The sequence below is a fragment of the Affinundibacterium baiyunense genome, from assembly GCF_018139645.1.
Taxonomy (GTDB): Bacteria; Pseudomonadota; Gammaproteobacteria; order Burkholderiales; family Burkholderiaceae_D; genus Undibacterium; species Undibacterium baiyunense.
Map to the genome: position 1 here is coordinate 45,867 of NZ_JAGSPM010000015.1, position 13,402 is coordinate 59,268.

A 13,402-nucleotide genomic window follows, 5' to 3' on the forward strand; every position below is an offset into this window, starting at 1 on the left:
ATTAATATATTTAGAGCATAAATGACTTAGTTAAGTTCCACAAGCAAGAAACCGTACAACAAAAAAATTCAAAATTTAAAACAACTTAAGTGTCAGTCTTTGAACTAAACATAAATCAAGATAGTCAAAAGCGCACATTTCCAACGGAGGATGACATGGTAAGACCTTTTAAAAAAACAGCATTACAACTTGGTATAGGACTTAGCTTTGGATTGGCGACCTTAACAGCCGCCGCGGCAAATCCAGATTACCGCAATTTCGAAACCATAGAAAAACAAATTCAAGCGTTTGCTCAAAAACATCCCGATCGCATCAAAGTACAAGTAATAGGCAAGAGCTCAGGCGGTGATGCACTGTATTTTGTACAAATTGCGGGAGCCGGCAAGGTCAATCCCAACAAACGCCCAGCACTATTTGTTGGTGCAAATATCGCTGGCTTTCACCATGCTGGCTCTGAAGCAGCTATGCATTTAATCGAGACTTTGGCCACGTCAAAAGAAAAAAAAGTAGAAGACTTGTTGGCTAATCGCACTATTTACGTAGCGCCTGTTTTGAATCCAGATGCGCACAATGCACTATTCGCCACACCACGCCAATTACGCGCCGGCGTCGATGGCAAGCTCGACCGTGATCTCGATGGCTTAATTGCTGAAGATGGTGCAGATGATTTAGACGGTAATGGCATCATCACGCAAATGCGCATCAAAGATCTAAGTGGCGACATGATGATTGACCCTAAAGATCCTCGACGCATGATAAAGGCAGACATCAGCAAAGGCGAACGCGGTACCCATCGCGTTTATATTGAAGGCAAAGATGACGACAAAGATGGCATCTACAACGAGGATGGCATAGGCGGAATTCATCCAGACCGCAACTTCCCCGCGGGCTTTCCAGTGGCAGATACCAGCGCGGGTTCATGGCCAGGCGTTTTATCAGAAACCAAATCCATCATGGACGCTGTATTAGCACACAAAAATATCGCGATGGCGGTGGTATTTGGTCCAGCAAACCAATTGCTATCAGCCCCAACTGGTTTTGAACGAATTACACCACCAGGAGCAACACCAGCAGCAGAAGCGAATAAAATCGAAGCAGACGATTTAAAGACGTTAGCAAGTCTCAGTGAAGGATATAAAAAATCCTTAGAACAAGCAGGCTTAGATAATAAGCGTAGTGCGAAGCAGACTGGCAAAGGAAGCCTCGCCAATTGGCTGTATTTCCATTATGGCGTTCAAACAATTGAACTCGATGTGTGGGGAGCACCGAGCACAAAGGCAGCGACACCAGAAAACACAAACAGTGGAGCAAACCCAGCTACTCGCCCTAACCCTAATCCAGCTGCAACAGGCAAACCAGATAGTGAAAAAGATCTGCTCAACTATCTCGCTAGCAATGCACCTGAATCCATCATTGCATGGAAAGCGGTCAAATTACCAGATGGTACAGAAGTAGAAGTTGGTGGAATTGCACCGTACGCAGAATATGCACCATCGGTCAAAGTTTTAGAGCCTGCACTGAAAGTACACACTAACCAAATTCTTGAATGGGGCGGTAAGTTAGCCCAACTAGAAATTCTCGAAACCAAAGTCGTCGCACAAGGAAACGATGTATGGAAAATTAGTGCGGTCGGCGGCGTTCAAGGCGAACTACCGACACACAGCAAATTAGCCACTCGCATGCGCAATAAACTTCCAGTTCGATTAGAAATGCGTCCAGGTCAAGGTGTCACCGCCTTAACGCTGAACCGCGCAGCCACCGTCGAACGTTTGGAACCAGCAACCACGATCAAAGGTGAATGGTTGGTCAAGGGTAGTAAAGGCAGTACCGTAGACATTGGCTTGTGGACGAGTCAAGCAGGACAAGCATTGACGACAATTACTTTGGGAAAGGCAAACTGAGATGAAAACCAAACTATCGAACAAAATGCAATTTCAATTGTCAGCCATCAGCCTCGCCTTATTCATGTGCCACTCTAGCTTTGCGGATACGGTAAAGCCGCCGCAACCGCATTTCAATCGTGTTCATCACAACAAAGAAATTGTCGAATACATGAAAGGCTATGCGGCCGCATATCCAAACTTAGTCACACTAAAAAGTATCGGCAAAACTGCCGCTGGCACCGATATGTGGATGTTAACCATCAACAATGAAAAAACCGGTAAAGCTGGCGACAAACCAGCTACTTACGTCGATGGCGCGATTCATGCAAATGAAGCGCAAGCAGCTGACACCGTGCTTTACACAATCGACTATATTTTGAAGAACTACGGCAAGTTAGAAAAAATTACTGAAACTGTCGATCGGTCCACGCTTTACTTTGTACCTTCCGTAAGTCCAGACAGTCGTGCAAAATGGTTTGACGAGCCGTCGACTGCCAGTTATCCACGCTCGTCACCATGGCCATTCGACGATGATCGTGACGGTAAAGTAGATGAAGATGGTCCTGCCGATATTAATAAAGACGGCGTGATCACGACAATGCGCAAGAAAGTGCAAATGGGCTTGGGCAACCGTAAATTAGATCCTAAAGATCCTCGCGTATTACTCCCGCTAGAACCAGGTGAACTAGGTGATTACCTACTACTGGGACAAGAAGGCATAGACCAAGATGGCGACGGCATGATGGGTGAAGATAGCGTAGGTTACGCTGATCCAAATCGTACTTGGGGCTATGACTGGGCACCACGCTATATTCAAAATGGCGCAACCGATTACCCTTTACAAATTCCAGAAACACGTAGCATTGCGAATTGGGCTCTCGATCACCTAGAAGTATCCAGCGTCATCAGCTTCCATAATTCTGGTCGCATGATTTTACGTGGGCCGGGTTCTCCAACGCAAACTCCTGTCAATGCTGCTGATAATCGCACCTTCGATTTTCTAGGCCGTGAAGGTGAAAAAATGATGCCAGGCTATCGCTACATGATTACTTGGCGTGATTTATACACCGCTTATGGCAGTACAACAGATCACTTCTATGGGATTGTTGGAGCGTTTGGATTTGTTCCTGAATTATTCGGTCGCGTGATGGACGATGCCAATATCGTGCGTTTTGACCCGGCACCAAAAGTCGGTGATCCTGTACGTCCACCATCGAATGAGCCAAAAGGCTATGATCAAATGAAATGGAATGACATGCTCACTTTTGGTCGTCAATTCATTCCATTCAAAGATGCTGAACATCCACAATATGGCAAAGTTGAGGTCGGAGGTTGGCGTCAAAACACCGGGCGTATGCCAGAAGGCTGGATGTTAGAAGAAGAAACCCATCGCAACGCAGCTTTCGTTTTACTCAATGCGATGCACGTACCTAAGCTGCGATTCTTAGAACCGACTGTCAAAAAAGAAGGCCGTAATTTGTGGCGGGTAGAATTACCGTTAATCAATGAGCGCGCAATTCCAAGTGTCAGCAATATCGTCATCGCAAACAAATTGCATCGCGTTGATCTCGCCACCGTCAATGGCGGCAAAGTGCTAGCGAGCGGCATCGTACGCAATCCTTACACCAACCAAATTGATCTGCAAGAACACCGTCCTGAACGCTTGATGGTCAATGGCGTGCAAGGGTTTGGCAATACAACGCTATACTTTTTAGTGGAAAGTAGCGGAGGTGATATCGTCGTTAATTATGACAGTATCAAAGGCGGCAAGTTAAGCCAAAAAGTGGCACTGAAATAATTAGATCAGTTGCAAAATACAAGTCGTAAACACTGACATAAAAAAGCCACCGTGATTTTTTTCACGGTGGCTTTTTTTTAATTCATCTTAAACCTTACTGATGCCCCTTCACTTCTCTTTCCATCAATTTGAAGATACGGCGATATTCATCCAACCAACTTTCTGGCTCACGGAAACCGTGCGGCTCGATTGGATAAACAGCTAATTCGAAGTTTGGATTTTTCAGTTCTATCAACTTTTGCACCATGCGAACGCTGTCTTGGAAAAATACATTGTCGTCCAAGATACCAGAACAAATTAACAGTGGTCGCTTTAATCCAGCCGCAAATTCTATCGGTGAACTACGTGCGTAAGCATCAGGATCAACGTCCGGGGTGTTCAAAATATTCGAGGTATAACCGTGATTGTAATGCGCCCAATCAGCGACTGGCCGCAGTGCTGCACCAGCTGCAAATTTATCTGATTTAAATAGCGCCATAAATGTCATGAAGCCCCCGTAGGACCCCCCATAAATACCGACACGATTACGGTCAGCATTGGCATTATCTACCAACCAATCAATGCCGTCTTCGTAGTCTTCTAATTCTGGTGTACCCATGCGTTGATAAATCGCAGTGCGCCAATCGCGACCATATCCTGCCGATGCGCGATAATCCATATCGATAACAACATACCCTTGCTGCACCAACAAATTGTGGAACATCATTTCACGGAAATAACTGGACCACCCGTGGTGAGCCGCTTGTAAATAACCAGCGCCATGTACGAACATAACAACGGGCTTGCGCTCACCAGTCTGCGTTCTATTATCACGATAAACTCGAGAGTAAATCGGCGCAGCACCATGTTTAGATGGAACAGCAACGATCTCTGGCTTAATCCAATTAATTTGTGCAAATTCCTTTGAAGTTGAATCCGTCAATCGAATTGCTTTCGCACCAGGATTGGCAGCCTGCACAAACAAATCCGGTTGGCGTATCGTAGTCGAATGCGTCAACAACAACTTGTCTTCGGTTGGCGCGAGTTCAAACTCCATCCCACCATTCATATCGGTTAGAGCCTCGTCACGCTTACCGTCAGAGGAGACGCGATAAACTTCATGAATTCCCGGATGTTTGCGATTGGCGCGATAATAAAGCCACTTGCCATCATGAGTGGGCTGAACACTATTAACTTCAAATCGACCGTTTGTCAGAGCAAGTGTTTTACCATCACGCTGTAGATACAAATGACTATAGCCAGATTCTTCCGACAAGTACCACAGGGCTTTTCCATCAGGACTCCAACCAAACTCATTAAAACTACCGTCATTTACCCAAGCTTGATCAGTTAAACGATGTGCTAACTGCCATTGACTCTTATTTTCGCCAGACAGATTCATACGTAGAATCCAACGATCTTTATTGTCGGCACTGAAAAGGCTGAACGCAACTTGTTGCCCGATCGGACTCCAACGAATACCACGGAAATTGATATAGACAGCTCTTGGCACGCCTACTTTCGGTGCAGGCTTGGAAAGACGTTTTGCAGCTTCCGTTTTTAAAGCAAGTAATGGATCTTCGTTTATCCCTGCTAATTGATCCAAGTTCAGCTTATGCGCTTTTTTTGCTTGCACATCAATCACATAGATTTGTTCATCACTATCAGCACCAGTACCTACTTTGCTACGAACATCTTCAATCTTGACGTAACCATCACTGCTTACATAATGTGGCATCTTATCGGCGCGTCCATCTTTTCGTGGCGCAGCAGTGCTTACTAAGACATATTGCCCATCTGGTGACAAACTAAAACTACGGAACTCGCGCCCTTTTCCTAAGTAAACTGGCGTCGGTGCACTAGCACTTTGAATGGCCAATTCACGCTGACGCGCTTCGGCAGCCTTTTTATCGCTATCACGTTTTTTAATAATATCGAACAAGCGGGTTTGTTGCGCACTCAAGTAATCGTATGGTTCTTTTTTACCGCTGGGATCATCATCGTTCTTGATGTTCACCAACATCGCTTGCTCACCATTTCGCAGATTCACGAGGATAATTTTTCCATCATTGCGAAATGCAAGTTGATCGTTTCCAACAAAGCCCAGCAAACCACTTGTTTCACCAGTACGCGTTAATTGTTGGCGCTTGCCATCCTTCAAAAGAAACAAATTCCCATTACGCAGCCATGCTGTTGATTGGCGATCAGGGCTTAGAAATTTCTGTTCGGACTCAGCAACAACCACGTCGGCAGCATCTAATTTTTGCGCCGTTCCGCCATTCACACTGATGCGATATAAATCACGAATTTCAGAACCAGAAGCCTTGCGCTGAAAATACACATACTTGCCGTCTTGACTAAAGTAAGGACGCTCAGGCGCAATTCCCATCCAATCTGGATGCGCCATAATCTGCTCCATACTAAGTGGCTTAGTCACTTGTGCATTAGTTACAGGCATAAATCCTAGACTAACTACACTAGCTGCTAATAAAAGCGCGACACCATTCTTTTTCATTCTCATTGTTGTTTCCCTCATCGGGTAAGATGGTCAATAAAAAAACGCTGAATCTTATGCAGAGTTCAGCGTTTGTTGGACAGACAAGTTCTAAAAAAATTCCTTATTCAGGTAACTTTTGATTTGCTAAATCCCCTTCTACATGCTGCCCCAATTCGCCCTCCCATTTGGCGACGACTGCCGTTGCCAATCCGTTACCAATCACATTGGTAGCAGAACGTGCCATATCCAAGAAATGATCGACACCCAACAACAATAACAAGCCTGCTTCTGGAATATTAAACTGCGCTAAGGTTGCTGCAATAACGACTAATGAAGCGCGTGGTACCCCAGCCATACCTTTTGAAGTCAACATCAAAATTAACATCATCGTGATTTGAGTACCCAATGATAATTCGATGCCATACGCCTGTGCAATAAACACGGTCGCAAAGGTGCAATACATCATTGAGCCATCTAAGTTGAAAGAGTAACCAAGCGGTAAAACAAAAGATGCAATACGATTTTTCACACCAAAACGCTCTAATCCTTCCAGTGTCTTAGGAAATGCTGCTTCTGACGAAGCAGTTGAGAATGCCAAAATTGTAGGCATGCGCAATTCACGCAACAAACCAACGACACGACCTTTTAAGAATAAATAGCCGATGAAAATTAATACCAACCACAAGACCAAAATGGAGAAATAGAACTCCGCCATAAAGACACCATAGGTGCCCAATACCGCAAGCCCACTCTTAGCCACCACACCAGAAACCGCAGCAAATACCGCGATAGGTGCGAAATTCATCACATAACCAGTCAATTTCAACATGATGTGTGCAACACCATCAATTGCCTCAATTACCACTTTACTACGTTCACCAACGGCTGCGGCAGCAGTACCAAAGAAGATAGAAAACACCACAATTTGCAAAATTTCATTCTTCGCCATACCGTCAACGATTGATGAAGGAATTAAGTGTGTAATAAATTCCTTCATACTCAAATTGCTAGTGGCAATACCAGAAACTGCATCACTAGCTGGCAACATAGCATGCATCGCATCACCTGGGCGGAAGATATTGACCATCACTAAACCTAAGGTCAAAGAAATCAAAGATGCAATGATGAACCAGGCTAAGGCTTTACCACCGACACGCCCGACCTCATTTACATCACCCATTTTCGCGATACCAACCACCAGAGTCGCAAACACCAACGGCGCAATAATCATCTTAATCAAACGCAAAAACATGGTCGTGATTAAGGACATTGCATCGGCGAAATCAGTCGGCTTTGCCATGTGTGCGTTAACGAAATAACCAACGACGATACCAAGTATTAAGCCAAAAATAATGTAGCTAGTAAGGTTGAGGCGTTTTGTCATGTTTTATACGTCCTTATAGTATTGAAAGCCTGCACTGATTTTCTATCAACTCCCGCAACGCAAGGTCTTAGGGCGGCGAAAAAATGTGGCTCAGTATACTTGAGGAAGCGAGTACAGACCACTTTTATTGAAATCACATGTAAGAAATTTTTCATTTCCAACATAAGTCAAAATGCAAATGTGTATAACAATCAATTAGGATACGAAAAAAAACCCAGACCGCAGTCTGGGTTTTTCATCTCATAATTTCTTATTGCGCAAAATTTAGTCAACCTCAACCACTTCTTGCGATGCGACAGGTGGCGGCACATCTCCTTCGAGAAATTCGAGCTTGATTTGGTCTTTGTCATCCAAATCCACATTGACTCGACCACCACTTACTAAGCGTCCAAACAAAAGTTCATCCGCCAAAGCTTTACGGATCATGTCTTGAATCAAGCGCGCCATTGGACGAGCTCCCATCAAAGGATCAAATCCTTTTTTCGCCAAGAATTTGCGCAAACTTTCACTAAATATTGCTTCAACTTTCTTCTCGTGCAATTGCTCTTCCAACTGCATTAAGAACTTATCAACGACACGCAAAATAATTTCTTCATCCAATGAACGGAAACTAATGATTGAATCGAGACGATTACGGAACTCAGGCGTAAACATACGCTTAATATCCGCCATCTCATCACCTGCTTGCTTACTATTATTAAAGCCAATCGATGCTTTTTGCAGACTTTCTGCGCCGGCATTGGTCGTCATAATAATAATCACATTGCGGAAATCTGCTTTACGTCCATTATTATCCGTCAAGGTACCGTGATCCATCACCTGCAATAAGATGTTAAACACGTCTGGATGTGCTTTTTCTATTTCGTCCAACAACAACACGGCATGCGGTTTCTTAGTGATCGCTTCCGTCAATAAACCACCTTGATCAAAACCGACATAACCCGGTGGCGCCCCAATCAATCGACTAACCGCATGACGCTCCATGTATTCCGACATGTCAAAACGGATCAGTTCAATACCCAAAGTAAATGCAAGTTGTTTTGCCACCTCGGTTTTACCAACACCCGTTGGACCAGAGAACAAGAAAGAGCCGATTGGTTTATCTGTCTTACCTAAACCAGCACGCGACATTTTTATTGCAGCAGCTAAAGCGTCAATTGCAGGATCTTGGCCGAATACGACATTTTTCAAATCGCGATCGATTGTCTGCAATTTGCTACGGTCATCTTGATTCACGGTTTGAGGTGGAATACGGGCGATCTTAGAGATAATGTCCTCAATATCCGCTTTACCAATGGTTTTCTTTTGTTTCGACTTGGGCAAAATTCTTTGCGCCGCACCAGCCTCATCAATCACATCAATCGCTTTATCTGGCAAATGTCGGTCATTTAAGAAACGTGCAGATAACTCCGCCGCTGTCGTCAAGGCTGCGGCAGAATATTTCACATTATGATGTTCTTCAAACTTGGATTTGAGTCCACGCAAGATCTGCACCGTTTGTTCCACGGTTGGCTCGTTGACATCCACCTTTTGGAAGCGACGTGCAAGCGCATGATCTTTTTCAAATACGCCACGATATTCGGTATAAGTTGTCGCACCGATGCATTTCAACTGGCCATTTGATAAAGCTGGCTTTAACAAATTAGACGCATCCATCGTACCACCCGAAGCAGAACCTGCGCCGATGATGGTATGGATTTCGTCGATAAACAGAATAGCATCTGGTGCATCTTTTAACTGCTTCAAAACACCTTTCAGGCGTAGCTCAAAGTCGCCACGGTACTTTGTACCAGCCAATAACGCGCCCATATCAAGTGAGTACACCACCGCCTGACTCAAAATATCAGGAACATCATTCTGTGTGATTCGCCAAGCTAGTCCTTCAGCAATCGCAGTTTTTCCTACGCCTGCCTCACCTACTAGCAAAGGATTGTTTTTGCGACGACGACATAAGATCTGAATGACACGTTCAACCTCGTTATCCCGTCCAATCAAGGGATCAATTTTTCCTTCCGCTGCGGCCTTGTTTAAATTCTGCGTGAACTGCTCTAACGGATTTTCTTTTGCCTGCGCATCTGCTTGTGCATCTTCAGCACCTTCAGGCGATTTTTGCGGTTCGTTGTGGTTGTCTTTACGCACACCATGCGAAATGAAATTCACCACATCAAGACGAGTCACGCCTTGTTGATGCAGATAATAAACAGCGTGTGAATCTTTTTCACCGAAGATGGCTACCAAGACGTTCGCGCCCGTTACCTCTTTCTTGCCATTCGACGCAGATTGAACGTGCATAATCGCACGCTGAATCACGCGCTGAAAACCCAAAGTCGGTTGTGTATCGACCTCGCCAGTACCTTGTACTGTGGGTGTATTGTCCGCGATAAAGTTTGCCAAAGTTTTACGCAAGTCTTCAATATTCACCGCACAAGCGCGCATCACCTCTGCTGCGGATGGATTATCTAATAACGCGAGAAGCAAATGCTCGACTGTAATAAACTCGTAACGAGCCTGCCTAGCCTCAACAAAGGCCATATGCAAACTAACTTCTAATTCTTGCGCAATCATACTTCCTCCATCACACATTGCAGCGGATGCCCCGCATGCTTAGCGTGTGTTAACACTAACTCAACTTTAGTCAAAGCGACATCTTTCGTATAAACACCACATACACCACGTCCTTCAACATGCACTTTTAGCATGATCTGCATCGCGGTTTCTTTATCTTTACTAAAGTACTCCTGAATAATTGCGACTACAAACTCCATTGGTGTGTAGTCGTCATTCAGAAGCACCACCTGATACATCGAAGGCGGCTTTAATTTCTGCGCCTGTTTTTCGAGTACCGTACTATTTTCATGCTTTATTCCCATACGTCTATTCTAGTACGTTGATCGTGGTCGAAGTCAAAAATCAGACAAATAAAACGACTTCTATTCATTGTAAAGCGCTTGTGACATTCTTGCTCACACTTCAAAATATTTAACGCTTTCGTAGCATTCTTGGAGCTATCTCTCGTTCCAAGAGAACTTTCTTCATGATGCTTAAATGGAGATCAATAGCGCTAGATCAAGAGCACCACTTTTCAAGTAAAAAAACAACAATACTACAAGGACAAGCTAATTTTCTTGACTTTACTTTTTTTTCCGCCAAGAATGATATTTATTGATATCTAACTTAAGTTTTTATTATCAATATGAAGTGGGCAGGTTAAGAAAGGTAGCTTTATAGAGTTTTCTTGCTTTTTCGGCTCGTGTGATTAGTTTATATTTGAAAGATGTATTATGGCAACAGGTACCGTAAAATGGTTCAATGACTCCAAGGGCTTTGGTTTTATCACTCCTGATGATGGCGGTGAGGATTTGTTCGCCCACTTCTCCGCGATCCAAATGAACGGCTTCAAGACTTTGAAAGAAGGTCAAAAAGTGTCATTTGAAGTAACTCAAGGCCCAAAAGGCAAGCAAGCTTCTAACATCCAAAATCCTTAATCAGATTTTGCAATGTTAAGAAAAAACCCGCTGCGGCGGGTTTTTTTATTACGAGTGATTTACTGTTAAGCACCGAGTTTATATGAAGACTGAAGCTGCTAATGAAATAATGGAACGCTTGGCGTCTTTGAGCGCGACGGGAAATGAGTTGCGCGAAATTATCGAGTCTTTCGATGACATTGAAGAGAGGAAGGAATTTCGAAGAGTGATGGGAAATATTATGGTGGCGCATTCCGACCTGATGCGACTCATAATTCGCCAATTCCCAAGTCTTGATCCAGATCGCGATACTGATTGGCACAAAGAAATTGAGCAGCGGCGAAATGATAAGCCATAATCAAAAGCATAGCTTTAAAGAAAATACCACCATCGCAAGATCGGTATCGATAGTAAATCCCGGCTTTCGTGTACCTTTTGGGAATGAATCTAGCAACCGAAACAAGCGTGCGACGACAACGCAACCGCTCACCATTGTGTTAATTTTGATGGCCTATTTGCGATACGGCAGTTCCTGTAACTGGTATATTTTAGAACAGCCCGATAGATGCCTAGCTATTTAAGATACGACTACGGCAGTTCCTGTAACTGGTATATTTTAGAACAGCCCGATAGATGCCTAGCTATTTAAGATACGACAGTTGACAAGAAAAATACTTCGTTTACTAAGGACGAAATTATAACGATATTGAATCACGAAGTTATTAATTTCATCGCCACCTTTTAACTTGAACATCATCACCAGCTTTCAACTAATATTCGAGATTGGTTCAAAGAGGCAAGTATGGAAGACCCACGCGTCACTAGACTTTGCCACATTACTCTCACCAAATCTTCAAGCAAACCGCAGCACTGATCAGCTGGACCAAACATAGCCACAGCTTACTCAACCGCCCTCACCCCTAGCCCCTCTCCCGCTCGCGGGCGAGGGGTAAGAAACAAAAAAGCCGACATGTAAACTGAACCCCAAAAGTTGGACACCAACTTTTGGGGTTTTTTAATGGCTAAACATACAGAAGAGTGGACTTCCCCTAATTTCGTAGACAACTCTTAACTTCCAAATTGTTGTTGCTCGAAAGCTAGGGGACTCATTTGATTCAAATGACTGTGTCGCCGTTTGCGATTGTAGAACACTTCGATGCAATCAAAAATATCAGATCGTGCCTCTTCCCTTGTCGCATAAATTTTTCGCCTGACTCGCTCTTTCTTCAAGTTGCTAAAGAACGACTCTGCTACGGCATTATCATAACAATTCCCGCGTCGGCTCATGCTTGGTATGAGTTGGTGTTCTTTACACCAACGAGCGAAATCATCACTACCAAACTGACTGCCTTGATCTGAATGAATAATTATGGGGTGTTTAGGATGTCTTCTCCAAACAGCCATCAATAACGCATCGAGAACAATCTCTGTCGCCATCGTTGATTTCATTGACCAACCTACCACCGCTCTTGAGTAAAGATCGATGACCACAGCGAGATAAAGCCAGCCTTCATAAGTACGAATGTAGGTAATATCCGTCACCCATGCGGTATCAGCTTCATCAACATTAAAACATTGCTCCAATCTATTCGGTGCTGCGATCGTTGGCTTGCCTGCTTTAAATCTTGGCTTGCGGTATCCTCGTGCAGATTTCAGTTGAGCGTTACGCATAATTTTTGCGACTCGGTTCTCACTACACGCGACACCAGCTTCCTTCAAGTCTTTATGAATACGTGGGCTGCCGTAAATTCCACCGCTCTCAACATAAGACTGTTTTATATCAGTCAGAATCTGCGCGTTTTCCTGGGCACGTTTAGACAAAGGATTTTTCTTCCAAGCATAGAATCCACTGCGATTTACTTTGAGGACCCGACACATGCTTGTTAAACGAAAATGGCTTCGATGCGAATCGATAAATGCGTACTTTACTCTGACTCCCTGGCAAAGTACGCGGCGGCCTTTTTTAAGATATCTCGTTCTTCAGTCGTTCGTTTTAGTTCTGCTTTTAAACGTGCCATTTCAGCTTTTAACGCAGCAACACTGTCATTGGCCGATGAGGATTGCTTGCCGCTACTCTGTCGAATCCACAGATAAAGGCTCTTGTCTGATACGCCCAGCCTTTGTGCAACATCGACCACCTTATGTCCGCGTTCCTTTACCTGCTTGATCGCTTCCGCTTTAAACTCTTCTGTAAATCGACTCTTTCTCATGATGTACTTCCTTCTCTGTTTTTGACATTATTAAATGTCTACTGAATTAGGGGAAGTCCAGTTGGTACCAAGCACATGGTATGGAAGGACTGACAAAGAAGTTCACTCATTACAATGCCGAGTTCAAATTGTCTGTCCTGAGGTATGTATGGGACAATGCCTTATCTTACAGTCAGGCTGCAACGCA

The 13,402-nt window shown here is 44.2% G+C and carries 9 protein-coding genes; 4 read left to right on the forward strand and 5 right to left on the reverse strand.

Features of this window, described 5'->3' with window-relative positions; translation table 11 throughout:
* Positions 1-155: 155 nt before the first annotated feature.
* Positions 156-1,901, forward strand: coding sequence for a M14 family metallopeptidase (locus KDM92_RS17435; protein WP_212685658.1), 1,746 nt, complete (start codon positions 156-158; stop codon positions 1,899-1,901).
* A 1-nt stretch (position 1,902) separates the two neighbouring features.
* Positions 1,903-3,681 carry a M14 family metallopeptidase gene (locus tag KDM92_RS17440; protein ID WP_212685659.1) on the forward strand — a complete coding sequence of 593 codons (1,779 nt, stop codon included), beginning with the start codon at positions 1,903-1,905 and terminating at the stop codon, positions 3,679-3,681.
* Positions 3,682-3,775: 94 nt separating this feature from the next.
* On the opposite strand, the gene KDM92_RS17445 is transcribed toward KDM92_RS17440, so the two are convergent.
* From KDM92_RS17445 to clpS, 4 genes are all read right to left on the reverse strand, one after another.
* Positions 3,776-6,181, reverse strand: a complete 2,406-nt coding sequence (locus KDM92_RS17445; RefSeq protein ID WP_212685660.1) for a S9 family peptidase — start codon at positions 6,179-6,181, stop codon at positions 3,776-3,778.
* 97 nt (positions 6,182-6,278) lie between these two features.
* Entirely contained in the window at positions 6,279-7,541 is a 1,263-nt protein-coding gene (locus KDM92_RS17450) for a dicarboxylate/amino acid:cation symporter (RefSeq protein ID WP_212685661.1), read from the reverse strand.
* 264 nt (positions 7,542-7,805) lie between these two features.
* On the reverse strand, positions 7,806-10,106 hold the full coding sequence (clpA, locus tag KDM92_RS17455; protein WP_212685662.1) for an ATP-dependent Clp protease ATP-binding subunit ClpA: 2,301 nt from the start codon (positions 10,104-10,106) through the stop codon (positions 7,806-7,808).
* Positions 10,103-10,411, reverse strand: coding sequence for an ATP-dependent Clp protease adapter ClpS (gene clpS / locus KDM92_RS17460; protein ID WP_189344711.1), 309 nt, complete (start codon positions 10,409-10,411; stop codon positions 10,103-10,105). The genes clpA and clpS overlap by 4 nt, the downstream gene beginning before the upstream one ends.
* Before the next feature lie 411 nt (positions 10,412-10,822).
* Between clpS and KDM92_RS17465 the strand changes: the two genes are divergently transcribed.
* Positions 10,823-11,026: a cold-shock protein gene (locus tag KDM92_RS17465; RefSeq protein WP_110257373.1), complete on the forward strand. Its 204-nt coding sequence runs from the start codon at positions 10,823-10,825 to the stop codon at positions 11,024-11,026.
* 82 nt (positions 11,027-11,108) lie between these two features.
* Entirely contained in the window at positions 11,109-11,363 is a 255-nt protein-coding gene (locus KDM92_RS17470) for a hypothetical protein (protein ID WP_212685663.1), read from the forward strand.
* Between the two features lie 710 nt (positions 11,364-12,073).
* Here KDM92_RS17470 and KDM92_RS17475 read toward each other — a convergent pair.
* Positions 12,074-13,215, reverse strand: a protein-coding gene (locus tag KDM92_RS17475; protein WP_230408412.1) for an IS3 family transposase whose coding sequence is annotated in 2 segments (ribosomal slippage) — positions 12,074-12,963 and positions 12,963-13,215 — 1,143 coding nt in all. Because the reading frame shifts where the segments join, the coding sequence is not laid out codon by codon here.
* Positions 13,216-13,402: the final 187 nt, after the last annotated feature.